The organism is Gordonia rubripertincta (assembly GCF_038024875.1).
GTDB lineage: Bacteria > Actinomycetota > Actinomycetes > Mycobacteriales > Mycobacteriaceae > Gordonia > Gordonia rubripertincta.
Genome location: NZ_CP136136.1, coordinates 1,540,774 through 1,556,571, shown reverse-complemented (window position 1 = coordinate 1,556,571; position 15,798 = coordinate 1,540,774). Strand labels below are relative to the sequence as shown.

Here is a 15,798-nt window from a genome sequence, read left to right as displayed (position 1 = left end):
ACACCCCGACGATCCCGCCCACCGGCGCGACCTGCGCGAACACCTCGATTCCTCAGCGAAGTCTCAGCGCCCGCACACGTGCGATCGAGGTTAAGGCCTCACTTGAGGACCTCCGTGCCGTCCTTGGCCGTCCAGGTGATGCGGCCGTGCTCGAAGTAGTTGACCCGGCCCTTGCCGTCGCGGGTCGGTTCCTCGTTGCTAACCGGCTTGCCGAGACGCCCGCCCGGACCGCCGGCCGCCACGTAGGCACCGCCGATGGCGCCGGTCACGATCTTCGGACCCTTCGGGCCGGTGAAGATACGGCCGTTGGCGAAGTCCTGGGCCTTGCCACCGGGGACGCCGTAGGCCGGCGTCAGGCAGCCGCCCAGGTCGCCCTTGTTGGCATCCCAGAGCTTGCGGAAGGCGCCGTCCACCCGGCAGGCGACCGCGTCTCGCGAAAGGCCGAGGGCTGCCGCGGCCTGCGGCCACGCCTGCATCATCTCGAACTCCCAGTACGGCCAGGTGTGCGTTCCGGACGGGCGGTAGACCGCCTGGCCCGGAATCCCCTTGCGGTTCAACTGGACCGCGAACTGCTGCGACGTGACGCGGCTGAGCATCTCCAGGCCGACGCCCGAGTAGTTGGTCGCGAGCAGCGGGATGTCCGACGGCTTGTCGTGTGGGCCGACCATGCCGTTGCCGGAGGATACGTAGAGACTCGTGCCCTGCAGCTTGTCGGCGAGGACGTACGGGTCGTGCTCCTTCCAGGCCGGGTCGGAGGGCGGACCGAACATCTTCATCGAGTCGTAGCCGCCGCCGTCACGGACGGCGAACTGGATCGCCTGCGGCATACCGAAGGAGCTGAACTGCAGGATGCCGGAGAACGACGCGGCGAACTTGTAGAAGCCGGGATTGCGCGCGGCCAGCATCATCGCGGCCGAGCCACCCATCGACAGACCCTCGATGCCGCGAACGTCCGTGGAGCGCCAGTCGTTCTCGAGAATGGGCGGCAGTTCCCGCATCAGGAACGTCTCCCACTTGTAGTTCTTGCCGCGGTCGGGTTCCTTCCAATCGGTGTAGAAGCTCGACTCGCCACCGATCGGCAGGATGACGTTGACGTTCTTGTCCTTGTAGAAGTCGACGATCTTGGTGTTGAGAACCCAGCCGCTCTGATCGTCCTGCGCGCGCAGACCGTCGAGCATCGTCAGCTGCGGGAACTTCTCCTTGGGCTTGGCGTGCCAGTCACGCGCGAGGAGGATCTGCACCTGGATGTTGGTGTTCATCGACGGCGAGTACACCCACAGGGCGACGCGGCGATCGGTGTACCAGTAGGTGTTGGTCACCTTCCCCGGCGGAACCGGGGCCGGTGCGGCTGCCGGAGCCGCCGACGACGGGGGCGCCGAGGGCGGTGCAGCCGGAGAAGCCGGGGGCGCAGCCGGCGAGGCCGGGGCCGGGGCGGGTGCCGGGGCGGGCTCGGCGCCCGCGAGTCCCTGACCCACGACAAGCGTCATCACGGCCACGATCGCCACCACGGCGGCCATCACCGTTCGCCAGGTCACTCGCGCACCGAACGGTCGGGTACCACTGTTTCGCCGCATAACTCTCCAGAACTCCTTCAACCCAGTACAACGGCGTCCGCACGTTCTGACCGATTCCCCGTCAGTCACAACTGCATCATCAATACCAAACGCCTCAGGAGTTTCTTACACGCAATCAGACCCGGATGTCCCAACGCCACGCTGTGACTCGTGGGATTTGTGTGACAGTTGATACCGACGGGCCCGCCGCAATTCGTTGCCGAGAACGACGACGCCCCGCCCGGGAATCCCGGACGGGGCGTCGTGAAGGCCGTGTCAGGCCGGTCTGTTGCCGATCAACGGAAGAAGCCGCGGTTCTTGGCGTTCCAGACCATGTCCTGCCAGTAACCCCAGGCGTGGGTGCCGTTGGCGTAGTACGTCATGAGCGGCACGCCCTGGACGAACGCGGCAGCCTCGAAGGCCTTCGACTGGGTGAACGCCAGCAGCTCCAGCGTCGATCCCTTGAACAGGTCGTCGAAGACGTTGGGCAGCGCGTTGTACTTGCCGAAGAGACCGTTGCCCGAGCCCACGAAGATCTTCATGCCGCGCATGTTGCCGATGTTCCAGAAAGGATCGTTCTGGAACCAGCGGATGCTCCACGGCGGACCCCACATCGCGTCGATGTTCCACGGCTTGGGATCGACATCGAACATCGCCAGGCGCAGCGCGGTGCGCATGCCGGGGGCGCTCAGGAAGTTGTAGCCCGACAGCGAGCCGGCACGGTCGAAGTGCTGGCGGTTCTGCGCACCGATGACGAGAGCGGCGTTACCGCCCATCGACAGACCCATGATCGCGTAACGCTTCGACGGGCCGACGCGGAAGCCGCGCTTGTCGAGGGCGCCGACCAGCGACTTGGTGATGGCGCAATTCCAGCGGTACCGGTACTTCTGGCCGTTGAAGTTACTGGGTGCGTCCCAGTCGGTGTAGAAGCTGGCCGGTCCACCGATGGGCTCGACGACGTTGACGCCGGACTTCACCATCTCCTGGACGTTGGTGTTGATCTCCCAGCCGTTGTAGTCGTACTGGGCGCGCATGCCGTCGAGCAGGATGACGGTCTTGTAGTTGCCCGGCTTCTTCCAGGCGCGGACCTTCACATCGGGCATTCCGCAGCCGTTGATGAAGAACTCCTGCTTGCCGATCTGCGTTCCGCCGATGCGGGCGGTGGCCTGTCCGGCGACCACGCCGGTCAGACCCACAACTGTCAGCACGGCGACGAGTGCGGCGATCAGCCGGTTCCCCATCCGGCCGCGCGCAGGCTTGTTCGCCTGAGTGGCAGCTTCACGCATGTACAGAATCTCCCTCTTCGGCCGATCGGATCGCCGGAGGTCCTACCTCCCGCGGAACCCGACCGGTTCTTGTGCGTCTCACATCTCTCGTCCCCGCGCGTGCGCGGCGCGACGATGGTTTCCGAGCCGATCTCGCATGCGATTCGCCGTCGGCGAGCCTATTCGATGCCCCCGAACCTGACAAACCTTGTGATCGCGATCACAACCCCGCCACCGAGCCTGCCCCGATACTCCAGGACAGCTCGGTCACGATCGGATTATCGGCCTCTGAAGCCGGGACGTTACCGATCCGAGATGTTCTGGGGCAAGTCCTCAGTGCAGAGTACGGGTTTTCTGTGCATTTGCTTGGGTTCGTGTGCCACGGTCGCGCACACCCGCGTACCGCCCGGCCCTCTACTCCGGGTTCACGGGCGGCGGCATCTCGAGTCCGCACCGGGCGATCTCGTACTCCGGCTCCCGCTGGATCCGATAGCTGTTGAACGTGAACGCCTGCTTCAGATTGTGCTTGAAGCGGCTGAACGACCACTCTCCCTCGAAGGATGCGAACCGGTCCTTGGTCTCGGGGCACTGCAGGGCCACCTGCGCCTGGCGGACGAGGTCCTCGTCGAGGTACCCCGGCAGAACCGGCTTGCGCGGATAGGCCCCGGCCTCGGCGACAACCCATTCGCTGGGCAGGATCTTGTCGTGCCCGATGCGGCCGTCCTCGAGTCGCTCGGTGTGTGCCGCGAGCGGATACGCCAGACCCATCTGGTCGATGACGCGCACGTCGAGCGGCGCGTTCATGCTCGTCATACCGAGATTGAGGAAGTAGACCGTCACCTGACGCTCGGCCCCCTTGGGCATCACCGCGGGCAACTGCGCGACGTACCACTCGTCGTAGTTGAACGACGGCAGGATGACGCCGCCCTCCTCGCGATACTTGTCGATCTTCTCGACCATCGCGCTCATGCGCGGGTAGGCGAGATAGTCCTCGGCGGTCACCGGGTTCTCGTTGCCCATGTTCGTCACGTAGAAGCGACGCTCGTCGACGATGCCGCTGCGGCCGATGTCGATGCCGGCGTTGGGCAGCACGTTCGCGTGGGTGCTGATCCCCCAGACCAGGACCGTGATCCACAGGCCGGCCATGGCGACCGCACCGGCCAGTCCGACGCGGGTCCGGCGACGTTCGGCCGGCGACACCTCGACGGGCTCGGGCTCGTCGTCGATGACCGACTCCTGCGCGGCACGACGCCGACCGAAGGCGGCACCCCAGATGCGCGGGAACCGTCAGCGGTACGACCATGAGCGGGAGCAGCGTGACGAACAGCGGCACGAGCAGCACGCGGCCGTGCATGAAGTCGCCACCCTGACGCATCCAGTAGACGATCAGGATGAGACCGGCCACGACGACCACGGACACCACGGCCGTCGACGACTGGAGCCGGGCCGACAGCGCGCCCAGACGGGAGCGGCCGGGGTCGACGGTGGCCGGGTCCGCGGTGGTCGTGCCGGCATCGCGGCGCAGACGCGCCCCGACGACGAGGATCACGCCGGCGACGACGGCCATCACGACCGGCAGCAGGAGCACGTACGGACCGAACAGGTTGGTGAGGTAGGCGAAACCCTGCTCCCACTTGGCGCCGCTGGCGTCCTTGGCGACCGCCGGGTTGGGGACCAGCAGGGCGTAGTACCCCATCCGGAAGATCTGATAGCCCACCGGCAGGGCTCCGGCGACCACGGCCACGCCGAGGCGCATCTTCCAGCCGAGCGGCGCGAAGAAGACCAGCAGGAGCACCAGTCCGCCGAACACGGTGAGTTCGGGCCGGACCAGGGGTGCGAGACCTGCGGTGAATGCGAGCGCGAGCGTTGCCGCCGACGCTCGACGCGTCGTCTGCGGACCGCGTCGGGCCCAGGCGACGAGCTGACACCACAGGACTGCGGCCCAGAAGATGCAGAGGCCGTTCTCCAGACCGCTCGTCGCGAAGTCGCGGGCCGGCGGGAGGGCGATATAGATGATGGCACCGAACGGGAGCAGCAGCGTCCAACCGTCACCGGTGAGGCCGCCGAGGCGGTTGCCGTAGAGACGTGCGCTGCCGTACATGGCGATCGGGATCGCGGCGACCGAGCACACCAGGGCCACCCCAGAGGGCGACGTACTCGAGCTGGCCATCGGTGACCCACGCCCAGAACCACAGCAGATAGGTCCAGGCGGTCGAGGTGTTCGCCTCGACGCGTTCGCCCGCGTTGAACACCGGCCCGTTGCCGGCGAAGAGGTTCCGCAGCGTGCGCAGCACGATCAGACCGTCGTCGGCGATCCACCGGCGCTGCCAGGCGCCGACGGCGAAGAACGTGCTGACGGCGACGGCGCCGATCAGGAAACTGGCCGCCGCGAGACGCCGACGAGCCTTGTCGACCACGGGCACGCCCGTCGCGCGAGGGCCCTTTACCTCGGGGTCGTCGACGGCATCGGTACCGACACCGTCGGTGGATTGCAGACCGTCAATTGACTGCATAGACCGCGACACCCACGCATACTAACCAGGCCACGGCCAGCAGCTGCAGAATGCGGTCGCCGAGGGCGATCTCCTCGGGCTCACCTGCGGCGCCACCGTCGACATCGACCGCATAACGCAGGATCGCGACAGTGAACGGCACCATCGAGATCGCGTAGGCGACGTTCGTGTCATGGTTTTCGGCGCCCTTGTCGAACGCCCAGAGTCCGTAGAAGACCACCACGGCCGTGGCCGACAGCGTCCAGACGAATCGCAGGTAGGTCGTGGTGTAGTACTGCAGCGCCTTGCGGATCTTGGCGCCGGTGCGCTCGGCGAGCTGCAGCTCGGCGTACCGCTTGCCGGCGGCCATGAACAGCGAACCGAAGGCCATGACGAGCAAGAACCACTGCGACAGCACGATCTCGGCCGCGACGCCACCGGCGATCGCGCGCAGCAGGAAGCCCGACGACACGATGCAAATGTCGATGACGGCCTGGTTCTTGAGGCCGAAGCAGTAGCCGAGCTGGATGATCAGGTAGATCGCGATGACGACCGCGGTCTGCCAGTTCGCGAGGAACGAGATCCCGATCGAGGCGGCCAGCAGCACCGCGGCGAGGCCGTAGGCCAGCGGCACCGGGACCACGCCCGCGGCGATGGGACGGAACCGCTTGGTCGGGTGATTACGGTCGGACTCGACGTCCATCGCGTCGTTGACCAGGTAGATGCTCGACGCGGCGAGGCAGAACGCGACGAAGGCGATGCCGGCGGAGGCCAGCACCGAGGCGTCGGTGATGTTGCCGGCGGCCAGCGGTGCGGCGAGCACCAGGACGTTCTTCACCCACTGCCGCGGACGGATCGCCTTGATCAGCCCGGTGGCCAGGTTCTTCGGGGGCCCGGCGACCTTCCCGTGCTCGATCGGCTCCTCGCTCATGCACTCTCCCTGTGTCGTGTCACCCGTGCGATGACGGGGGACGCGGCGAGTCGCAGCGGCCCGCCGGGCACCGCGGCCGTGAGGCCGAGCCGGGTCAGGGCGCGCGCCGCGCGGCGGGCACGTCCTGAGGCCGGAGCATTCCGGGTGGGTTCGAGCAGCACCTTATCGCCCGCGATGACGGCCGCTGCGCTCGCGGCACCGATCGCGGCACCCGCGGTGACGTCTGTCGGATAGTGAACGCCGAGTACAAGACGCGACAGGAGCATCGGCGGCACCAGTGCCGCGGGCAGCACCTTCGCGTCCCAGCCGGCTGCCCGGCCGATGAGGATCGCCGCTGCCGTGGTCGAGGTGGCGTGCGACGACGGGAAGCTCAGCTTGCTCGGCGTGGACACCCCGATGTCGATGGCCGGATGCGCCGGCCGGGGCCGGCGCACGATTCGCTTGATGATCACCGAGGCCGCATGCGCGCCGAAGGCGCCCACACCGGCTTCGATCCACAACTGCTGGGAGCGCACGTCGCCGCGGGCACGCGCCAGCGTCCAGCCGGCACCGGAGATGGCCAGCCAGCCCAGGGCGTGCTCGCCGAAATGCGACAGCCCGCGCGCCGCCGACCGCACACCGGGACGCGAACCGATGCCCGTCTGGATGGCGACGAGGATCTTCTCCTCCCCGGCGAGGGGTCTGGGGGCGTCGTCGGCCGGGAGCTTCGTCGACTCCTCGACCTGTATGTCAGAACTACTCGATTCCGAAGACACCCGCCCAGCTCTCCTTACTGGTCAACTCACGATGTGCGGCGCGGTACTGCTGCTTCATGTCGCCGAACTTGTCCTGGAGTTCCTTGATCAGGGCGAAATGCTCACGAGCGAGCGCGATCATCTTCTCGCGGTCACGCTGCCGGTACACCACTCCCCGACCGTCGGCCGTGGTGACGGTGACACCGTCGACGCGGCCGAGCGAGAACCAGCGCGCCTCGATCGGCGGGTAGTTCGCCTGCGGGACCTCGTGATGGCGAGGGTCGGCGGGCCGGGCGTTGTTGACGACGGCAGCGGCCAGCGCCTTGACCTTGCTGATCGGGTTCAGCGGGATCGAGGTGCCCAGATGGGTTGCCTCACCGGAGGTCCGGGGCAGCTCGGTGGCCGACGGCAGCACGACCGCATCCGGGTACTCCTTGCGGATCGCCGCGACCTTCGGCAGCGCGGTCGGCAGGAGGCTGCGGATGTGGTCGGGACCGGCGAGGAAGTCCCGGATCGCCTCGTTCTGAATGGCGACCGTCGAGTACTCAAGACAGAGAAGATGTTTCGCGGTCGCCTTGGTCATCGACCGGAGGATGCCCTTGATCGGTCCGTCGTGGTGGATGGATGCGACGACGAGCCGGTTGCGCAGATGGAAGTACGCCTGCCAGTCGATGGCGTCGTCCTTGTCGCTCCACGCCATGTGCCAGATCGCGATGCCCGGGACGGTGGCCGTCGGATAGCCGGCCTTGGCCGCGCGCAGCGCGAATTCCCAGTCGTCCCATTTGATGAACAGCGGCATCGGCAGGCCGACGGTCTCGGCGCATTCGCGGGGGATCATGCACATCCACCAGCCGTTGCCCTCGACGTCGATCCGGCGGTGCAGGTTCTTCGAGTTCTCCCGGTCCCGCAGCGGGTACTCGGAGAAGTTGTGGTCGTATTCGACGAACGGCGCCGCGGTCCACATGAAGGTGTCGCGGCGAATGACCTCACCCATGCAGTGCAGGTGGCTGCGGTCCTGCAGGTTGAGCATCTGACCGCCGACGAGCATGGGGGACTTGGCGAATCGCGACATGGCCAGCGCGCGCAGGATCGAGTCCGGCTCGATGGCGATGTCGTCGTCCATGTAGAGGATGTAGGGCGAATCGGTGAGTCGCAGCGCCTCGTACATGATGCGGGCGTAGCCGCCCGAACCGCCGAGGTTGCCCTGGTCGAAGATGTGCAGCCGGTCGCCGAGAGCCGTTGCGGCCTCGGTGTATCCGGGTTCGTCGACGACCTTCTTGGTGCCCTGGTCGGGCATGATGACCGCGTCGATGACCTCGTCGACCATCGGGTCGGAGGTCAGGGCGGCGAGAGCGTTGACCGCGTCGGTGGGGCGGTTGAAGGTCGGGATGCCGACGGTCACGCGCTTGGTGTCGGCGTCGGAGGTAGGCGCGTCGATCGGCGAATACCAACCGGCGGAGACGATCTCGGTGTCGGTGTCGGTGGTGATGTCGAACCAGATCCAGCCGCCGTCCTCGAACGGTCCGAGGTCGAGCTCGAACTCGACCACGCCGCGGCCGTGTTCGTCGGTGGCGATGAGGTCGCCGCCGATACCGATGCGCGAGCCGTCGATCTTGGAGCGGTACAGGTCGACCCGGGCGGTGCCGATCACCTCGATGCGCAGCACCACCGAGTCCAGGATGCTCCAGCGACGCCAGTAGGCGGCCGCGAAGGCGTTGAAGTAGGTCTCGAAGCTGACCTCGGATTCGCCGCCGAGAAGCACCGAGGTCCGGCTCGGTGCATGTGCCCGCCGGTTGTTGGAGTCCGACTCGAGCAGGTACAGCGACCGCACGTCGAGCGGCTCACCCGCGCGCGGAAAGATCACGCGCTGCAGAAGGGATTTCGCCTTCGACGGCCCGATGCCCGCGTCGGGGATCTCGGACTGGTTCACGGGGGTCACCGTCATCTATTCGGCTCCTGCGGGGTCGGACACCAGCGGCGCACCGTCACGCAGATGCGGCGCCAGGGTGTTGTCGAACATGGTGAGCGCGCTGGCGATCGCCATGTGCATGTCGAGGTACTGGTAGGTACCGAGGCGACCGCCGAACAGCACGTTCGCACTGGCGGTCTCGGTGCGGGCGAGTTCGCGGTAGGCCGACAGCTTGGCGCGGTCGTCGGCGGTGTTGATCGGGTAGTACGGCTCGTCGTCGTCGTCGGCGAAGCGGCTGAACTCGCGCATGATGACGGTCTTGTCCGCGGGGTAGGAGTCCCGTTCCGGATGGAAGTGACGGAACTCGTGGATACGCGTAAACGGCACGTCGGCGTCGTTGTAGTTCATCACCGGGGTGCCCTGGAAGTCCCCGGTGTCGAGCACCTCGGTCTCGAAATCGAGTGTGCGCCAACCGAGTCGGCCGGCGGAGTACTCGAAGTAGCGGTCCAGCGGGCCGGTGTAGACGACCGGCGCGTCGGGGTTCTGCTCACGCAGCTCGTCGCGGACGGCGAACCAGTCGGTCGACAGGCGCACCTCGATGCGCTCGTCGGCGGCCATGTTCTCCAGCCAGGCGGTGTACCCGTCGACCGGCAGGCCCTCGTATTTGTCGTTGAAGTACCGGTTGTCGAAGGTGTAGCGGACCGGGAGGCGGGTGATGTTGCCGGCGGGCAGCTCGGTGGGATCGGTCTGCCACTGCTTGGCGGTGTAGTGCTTGATGAACGCCTCGTAGAGCGGCCGACCGATGAGGCTGATCGCCTTCTCCTCGAGGTTCTTGGCGTCGGCGGTGTCGATCTCACCGGCCTGCTCGGCGATCAGCTTTCGCGCCTCGTCGGGCGAGAAGTAGCGACCGAAGAACTGGCTGATGAGGCCGAGGCCCATCGGGAACTGGTAGGCCTGCCCGTTGTGCAACGCGAACACGCGGTGCTGGTAGTTCGTGAAGTCGGTGAACTGGTTCACGTACTCCCACACCCGGTCGTTGGAGGTGTGGAACAGGTGGGCGCCGTACTTGTGGACCTCGATCCCGGTCGTCGGCTCGGCCTCGGAATAGGCGTTGCCACCGAGATGGTTGCGCCGTTCGATCACGAGGACCCGCTTGCCCAACTGGGTGGCCGCCCGCTCGGCGACGGTGAGACCGAAGAATCCGGAGCCGACGACGATCAGGTCATAGCTGCTACTGGTTGCCACGGGTCCTCAGGGTAACGGACCCGTCCTGAGGATTCTCCGAGCCACGGTGGTCGCCGGGTAATGTTCGATCGTCGGTCTGCAGACATCGGGCCGGTTCCTCTGCTTCTCGAGTAGTTCGGGGCACCGTGACGTCATCGCCTGAGTTGTCGGCACCTGTGGCCGCCTCGCCACCTCCCGCGGCGGCCGCCGCCATCACGGACATCGTGGTCGTCGTGCCCGCCCACAACGAGCAGACCCTGCTCCCCTCCTGCCTGGCCGCGCTCGACGCCGCGCTCGCCGTCGTCCGACCGTCGGTGCAGGTGATCGTGGTGCTCGACTCCTGCGACGACGACTCCGCCGGCGCCGTCCCCGACCATATGACGACGGTCCACGTGACCGCGCGGTGCGTCGGTACCGCGCGGCGGGCGGGCTTCGCCGCGGCATCACCGACGCCGGCCGACACCACCTGGTTCGCGACGACCGATGCCGACTCGACGGTGCCGCCCGACTGGCTGGTCACCCACGTCGAGGCCGCGGACTCCGGAGCCGACGCGTTCGTGGGCATCGTCACTCCTGACGGCTTCGACGGATGGCCACCGGGAACCGGGACGATGTTCGACGCCCGCTACGACGCCCGGCCCGGCCACCGTCACGTGCACGGCGCCAACCTGGGCGTACGAGCGACCGCCTATGCCACTGCGGGCGGATTCCGGGATCTCGACGCTCACGAGGACGTCGACCTCGTCCGGCGGCTCGAGGAGGCCGACGTGCCGATCGAGTGGGGCGCGGACGCCCCGGTACGTACGTCGACGCGGCGGGTGGGCCGGACCGCCGACGGTTTCGCGTCCTACCTGCGAGAACTCGCCGACCAGACTCCCGGGACGATCCGATGAGCGCCGAAGCGGCCCGCACGATCGTGGGCTCCGCAGGATTCGGCCTGCCTCGGCCCGGCGCCGGCGCAACCCTCGAGCGCTTCGCCACGCTCACCCGCCTCTGCTCCGAAGACATCAGCACCGGGCGGCTCGTCGAGGCGCACGCCGACGCCGACGCCATCCTCGGCGAGATCATCGGCGGCGCGGTCCGTCCCGGCGAGTTCTGGGGTGTCTGGGCCGCTCAACCGCCCGGGACGCGGGTCGATGCCCGGCCGGTCGCGAACGGTTTCGAGCTCGACGGCGTCAAGGAATGGTGTTCGGGCGCGGGGGCGTGCACCCATGCGCTCGTCACGGCCGCGACCGCCGACGGCAACCGCCTGTTCGCGGTCGACCTGAGGCAACCGGGCGTGTCCGCCGACCTCTCGTCCTGGCACGCCACCGGCATGCGGGACACCGACACCGGGACCGTCACCTTCGATGCGGTTCCCGCCACCGCAGTCGGGGCGGTCACGGCGTACCTGGATCGTCCCGGCTTCTGGCACGGCGGGATGGGTGTGGCGGCGTGCTGGTTCGGCGGGGCGCGGCGAGTCGCCCGCCCGCTGTACCGCGCGGTGGGCCGCTCCGACGACCCGCTCCTGCGGATGCACGCCGGTGCGGTGGATGCACTGCTCGCAGCCGGATGGGCCGCGATCGAGGCCGCCGCCCGGCACATCGACGCCGATCCCACCGCGCGCGCGCAGCGCGAGGCGTTCGCCCTGCGATGGTCGATCGAACAGCTCGCCACCGCCGTCGTCGATCGGGTCGGCCGGGCGCTCGGCCCCGGGCCGCTGGTCGCCGACCCCGATCACGCGCAGGCGGTCGCCGACCTCACCGTCTACATCCGGCAGTCACACGCCGACGCCGACCTCGCGGTTCTCGGGTCTCTCGTCGACGGGCGCATCCCCGGTCCCCACGATGATCCGGCGAAGGAGAAGTCATGAGCCCAGATGTCGACAGCATGTCGGAACGTTTCGCGGCGACGCCGGTCACCGAGAACGGAACCCCGGAACCGGAGTGGCAGCGCTGGTTCGCCGAGCGAGGTCGGTGGCCGGGCGTGGATCTGTCGGTCGAGCGCCTCGTCGTGCTGTCCGCGCATCCCGACGACGAGGTGCTCGGGGTCGGCGCTCTGCTCGCGGCGGCCGCGCACCGCGGGATCGACGTGGTGACGGTGTGCCTGTCCGACGGAGCGGCGTCGCACCCTGGTTCGCCGACCCTCACCCCGGAACAGCTGGCCGACCGTCGACGCGATGAACTCAACTCGGCGACAGCACAGTTGGGCCTGGCCCCGTCACGATGGTGCGGCCTCCCCGACGGCGGCCTCGCCGAGCACGAGGAGGAGATCGAGGTGATCGTGTCCCGGGTTCTCGCCGAGAAGCCGGACGTCACCACCGGGCTGCTGGCCGTGTGGGCGCACGACGGCCACCCCGACCACGAGACCGTGGGTCGCTGCGCCCAGCGTGTCGGCGACGGGCTCGGCGTTCCGCTGTGGATGTACCCGATCTGGATGTGGCACTGGGCACTTCCCGACGATCCGACCGTCCCGTGGCACCGGGTGCAGACCTTCGACCTCGACGACGAGGCGCTCACACGCAAACGTGCCGCGGTCGAGGCATTCGGCACCCAGGTCAATCCCCTCTCGGACGCTCCCGAGGACGCCGTCGTCCTGGGTCCGCACATCCTGGCCAGACTGCTCCGTGATCGAGAGTTTGTGTTCGTATGAGATTGCCCGACAGCTACTTTCACGAGATGTACGCGGCGAGCGACGATCCGTGGGGCTTTGCCTCGCGGTGGTACGAACAGCGCAAGTACGCACTCACACTCGCGGCGCTGACCAAGCCGCGATACCGGTCGGCCTTCGAGCCCGGATGCTCGATCGGGGTGCTCAGCGAGGGGCTGGCCCCGCGGTGCGATCGGCTCTTGTCCACCGATGTCAGCCCACGGGCCGTCGACCTCGCCCGGCAACGGCTCGCCGGGCACGCCCACGTCGACGTCCGGGTCGGCGACATCGCGGCCGACTGGCCGTCGCAACCCTTCGATCTGGTCGTTCTCAGCGAGGTGCTCTACTACCTGGACGCGGATTCACTCATCGACCTGATCGCCCGTCTACCCGCGGCACTGGCCCCGGGCGGGGAGGTCGTCGCCGTCCACTGGCGGTGGCCCGTCGACGAGTATCCGCAGTCCGGCGACGACGTCCACACAGCCCTGTCCGAATCTCCGATGGTGACCTCGACGTCCTACTCCGACACCGATTTCCGCTTGGATGTTCTCCATTTGTCACCTGAACGGTCGGTTGCGCAACGAGAGGGGCTCGTTGATTCGTAAGGGTTATACGATCCGGCATAATGGATTATCGACAAACGAGTGTTTCGTTTCCTGCGCTCAGCTGTCGTGTGCCGGCTGAGATGCGCGAAACGCGGTCTCCCAAGGAGGCAGGAGTGACCCAATTGTCGGATTTCGGAGCGCAGATGACGCGCATCGCCGGCGAGATACGTAAACAGAGCGACGACACCGAGGCCGCCGTGCGGTCGATGACGAAGTACGCGGTCGACGCCATCCCGGGTGCGGAATACGCATCGGTGACGCTTGTGTCGGACGGCGTCGTCGAGACCCCCGTCATCATCGGCGACCTGGGCGGCGAGGCCGACGAACTGCAGCGCAAACTCGGCGAGGGTCCGTGCATCCGCGCCGCGGTCAACGACGTGACGGTGTGGATCGACGACATGCACGCCGACGAACGCTGGCCGCGGTTCGCCGCAGCCGCCGCCGATATCGGCATCCGCTCGATGGCCTGCTTCTTCCTGTACATCGACGGCGACGACTTCGGCGCGCTGAACCTGCACAGCACCCGTCCCCACGCGTTCCCGACCGAGGCGCGACAGCTCGGCGAGCTGTTCGCCGCGCACGCCGCGACCGCGTTCGGTGCCATCCGGGAGAAGCAGCAGCTCCGGGCGGCGCTCAGCTCACGCGACATCATCGGTCAGGCCAAGGGCATGATCATGGAGCGCTACAAGCTCGACGCCACCGAGGCGTTCGCGTTGCTCGCCAGACTGTCGCAGGACACCAACACCAAGCTGGTCGATGTCGCTGCGCAGATCGTCGTGGCCGGTCCGGAGACCTCCTAACCGAGCCCGTCTTCCCTCGGAAACCCCAGCGCCGGGATGCCGCCGCGTTCCTGGAACTCCGCGAGACTCTTGCCGACCAGGACCCGCGGTCCCGTGGCAGGGGTGAAGAACATCATCCCCTTCTCGTAGACCTGCGTGACGCCGGCGGCGTCGGGGGTCAGCGACGGGAGGCCCATCGCCTCGCCGAGCGGACCGGAGAGCCCGCCGAGGTCGGCGAACTTGCCGTCCATGGCCGATGAGGCGATCTCCAGGAACTTCGCCCCGCCGGGGATGATCTGGTCGACGAACTGCCCGAAGCTACCGAAGTCGAGACCCAGCGAGGGTCCGGACGGGCCCGTGGGCGGCTTGACGATCCGCGGCGCCGGTTGGCCCTGCACGGTGAACCACGAGGACTTCAGCTTGAGCTTGGTGCGGGCTTCCTCGCCGGAGACCTCGGAGGTTCCGCCGGAACCCACGGCGCGGACCTTGATCGCGCGACCGTGTTCGGCACCGAGGCCGTTGGCCTCGACGACCTCGAAGCTGCGGAGCGCACCCACACCGAACGCCGAGCCGATGGTGCCGGCGGAAATGGTCACGGTCCAGTTGTGATTGGGCGAGACCGTGTCACCTTCGTCGGGCACGGCCGGGAATCGGCCGCCGGCCGAGAAGCCACCCGTCGAGGCGGAGAACTCGGTGAACGCGGGCTGGCCGTTCTGCAGCAGGATCTGGCCTGCGGTCGCGTCGGCCGCCACATTGGTCCGACGATCCTCGCCGGACACGCCGCCGTACACCTGGGAGTTCTGGGGTGTCGTCGATCTTCTTGCCGCCGGCGATCGCGGCGAGTGCGTAGGTGCGGGCGGCGACGGCCTGAGCCTGCAGTGCCGCCGCGCCGCCGGAGTCGGCCCAGGCGGGAAGGCTCTCGCGCGGGATGACGCCCTTGACGTAGTCGTCGATGTGGATGCGGTTGACCACGCGTCCACCTTCGAGGCCGAGTGCGCCTCGGTAGGCCTTCTCGGAACCACAGAACTTGAGGAACTCGGCCGCGGGCCGGTTCGGCGCCATGCTCAGCGGTTCGACGAAAGTGGCCGGGACGGAGCGGATCACGCCACCGCCGCAGCCGCTGCGGATGGTGGCGGTGCCCCCGGACAAGCTGACCGCCTGTCCGGGAGCCACCGTCTGACCTCCGACGCGCATTCCGGCGTCCGCATGCACATTCACCGAGTTCTGGCCCGTGAGGGCCACGATGATCTCGGGCCTGTCCACCTTCCCCGCGGTGGTTCCACCGTAGAAGTGACGCAGGATCTGCTGTGCCGACCAGCCCTTACGGGCGTAGCCGTACGCACCCCATTGCCCCATTCCGCGGCCGTGGCCATGACCGTGTCCGATCAGCGTCACCGTCGACCCGACCGAAAGCTCGACCCCGGGGGTCGATTCCGTTGAACTCGCAGCGACGAGTCCTCCGGCCAGCAGTGCGGGCGCGAGCCCGGCCGCCGCCCAGGTCAGCAACCTTCCGCGAGTCCGTGCGGGCCGGGAGCCGGTCGCCGGCCTCCCCGGCAGGAGCCGTCTGGGTCGGGCTTCGTTCACTGCAGAACACATCCTTCGGTCGCGACGACACCAGCCTCATAAGTTGCCTTGGAGCTACAACTTTCACTCGATCGTGGCCGATGTGACGATTGGG

11 protein-coding genes and 2 pseudogenes are annotated in these 15,798 nt (G+C 67.7%); 5 read left to right on the top strand and 8 right to left on the bottom strand.

Translation table 11 applies throughout. The features are described from left to right. Positions 1 to 98: 98 nt before the first annotated feature. The 7 genes and pseudogenes from RVF83_RS07015 to glf all read right to left on the bottom strand — a co-directional run bounded on the left by RVF83_RS07015 (position 99) and on the right by glf (position 10,129). Positions 99 to 1,574, bottom strand: coding sequence for an alpha/beta hydrolase-fold protein (locus tag RVF83_RS07015; RefSeq protein WP_005199228.1), 1,476 nt, complete (start codon positions 1,572 to 1,574; stop codon positions 99 to 101). Between the two features lie 275 nt (positions 1,575 to 1,849). Continuing rightward, positions 1,850 to 2,839 carry an alpha/beta hydrolase gene (locus RVF83_RS07010; RefSeq protein ID WP_005199229.1) on the bottom strand — a complete coding sequence of 330 codons (990 nt, stop codon included), beginning with the start codon at positions 2,837 to 2,839 and terminating at the stop codon, positions 1,850 to 1,852. A 393-nt stretch (positions 2,840 to 3,232) separates the two neighbouring features. Next, positions 3,233 to 5,331 (bottom strand): annotated as a pseudogene (zomB, locus tag RVF83_RS07005) (flagellar motor control protein ZomB). Continuing rightward, positions 5,318 to 6,241 (bottom strand): decaprenyl-phosphate phosphoribosyltransferase, encoded by a 924-nt coding sequence (locus tag RVF83_RS07000; RefSeq protein WP_005199231.1) that lies wholly within the window; start codon positions 6,239 to 6,241, stop codon positions 5,318 to 5,320. The pseudogene zomB and the gene RVF83_RS07000 overlap by 14 nt, the downstream one beginning before the upstream one ends. Then, a complete protein-coding gene (locus RVF83_RS06995; protein WP_005199232.1) occupies positions 6,238 to 6,996 on the bottom strand; it encodes a phosphatase PAP2 family protein in 759 nt (252 codons plus the stop codon). Before RVF83_RS06995 ends, RVF83_RS07000 begins: the two co-directional genes overlap by 4 nt. Beyond that, the gene (locus RVF83_RS06990; RefSeq protein WP_005199234.1) at positions 6,977 to 8,920 is read right to left on the bottom strand and encodes a glycosyltransferase; all 1,944 of its coding nucleotides are present in this window, start codon (positions 8,918 to 8,920) and stop codon (positions 6,977 to 6,979) included. The genes RVF83_RS06995 and RVF83_RS06990 overlap by 20 nt, the downstream gene beginning before the upstream one ends. Further along, positions 8,921 to 10,129, bottom strand: a complete 1,209-nt coding sequence (glf, locus tag RVF83_RS06985; protein ID WP_005199236.1) for a UDP-galactopyranose mutase — start codon at positions 10,127 to 10,129, stop codon at positions 8,921 to 8,923. A 155-nt stretch (positions 10,130 to 10,284) separates the two neighbouring features. Here glf and RVF83_RS06980 point away from each other — a divergent pair, with 155 nt between their 5' ends. The 5 genes from RVF83_RS06980 (at position 10,285) to RVF83_RS06960 (ending at position 14,141) form a co-directional block, all read left to right on the top strand. Next, positions 10,285 to 11,001, top strand: coding sequence for a glycosyltransferase (locus RVF83_RS06980; protein WP_005199238.1), 717 nt, complete (start codon positions 10,285 to 10,287; stop codon positions 10,999 to 11,001). Continuing rightward, a complete protein-coding gene (locus RVF83_RS06975) occupies positions 10,998 to 11,960 on the top strand; it encodes an acyl-CoA dehydrogenase family protein (RefSeq protein ID WP_005199239.1) in 963 nt (320 codons plus the stop codon). The genes RVF83_RS06980 and RVF83_RS06975 overlap by 4 nt, the downstream gene beginning before the upstream one ends. Beyond that, a complete protein-coding gene (locus RVF83_RS06970) occupies positions 11,957 to 12,739 on the top strand; it encodes a PIG-L deacetylase family protein (protein ID WP_005199241.1) in 783 nt (260 codons plus the stop codon). The genes RVF83_RS06975 and RVF83_RS06970 overlap by 4 nt, the downstream gene beginning before the upstream one ends. Continuing rightward, entirely contained in the window at positions 12,736 to 13,341 is a 606-nt protein-coding gene (locus RVF83_RS06965) for a class I SAM-dependent DNA methyltransferase (RefSeq protein ID WP_005199242.1), read from the top strand. Before RVF83_RS06970 ends, RVF83_RS06965 begins: the two co-directional genes overlap by 4 nt. 113 nt (positions 13,342 to 13,454) lie before the next feature. Then, positions 13,455 to 14,141 carry a GAF and ANTAR domain-containing protein gene (locus tag RVF83_RS06960; protein WP_005199243.1) on the top strand — a complete coding sequence of 229 codons (687 nt, stop codon included), beginning with the start codon at positions 13,455 to 13,457 and terminating at the stop codon, positions 14,139 to 14,141. On the opposite strand, the pseudogene RVF83_RS06955 reads toward RVF83_RS06960, so the two are convergent. After that, positions 14,138 to 15,626 (bottom strand): annotated as a pseudogene (locus RVF83_RS06955) (SpoIID/LytB domain-containing protein). The gene RVF83_RS06960 and the pseudogene RVF83_RS06955 sit on opposite strands and share 4 nt — an antisense overlap. Between the last annotated feature and the right edge of the window lie 172 nt (positions 15,627 to 15,798).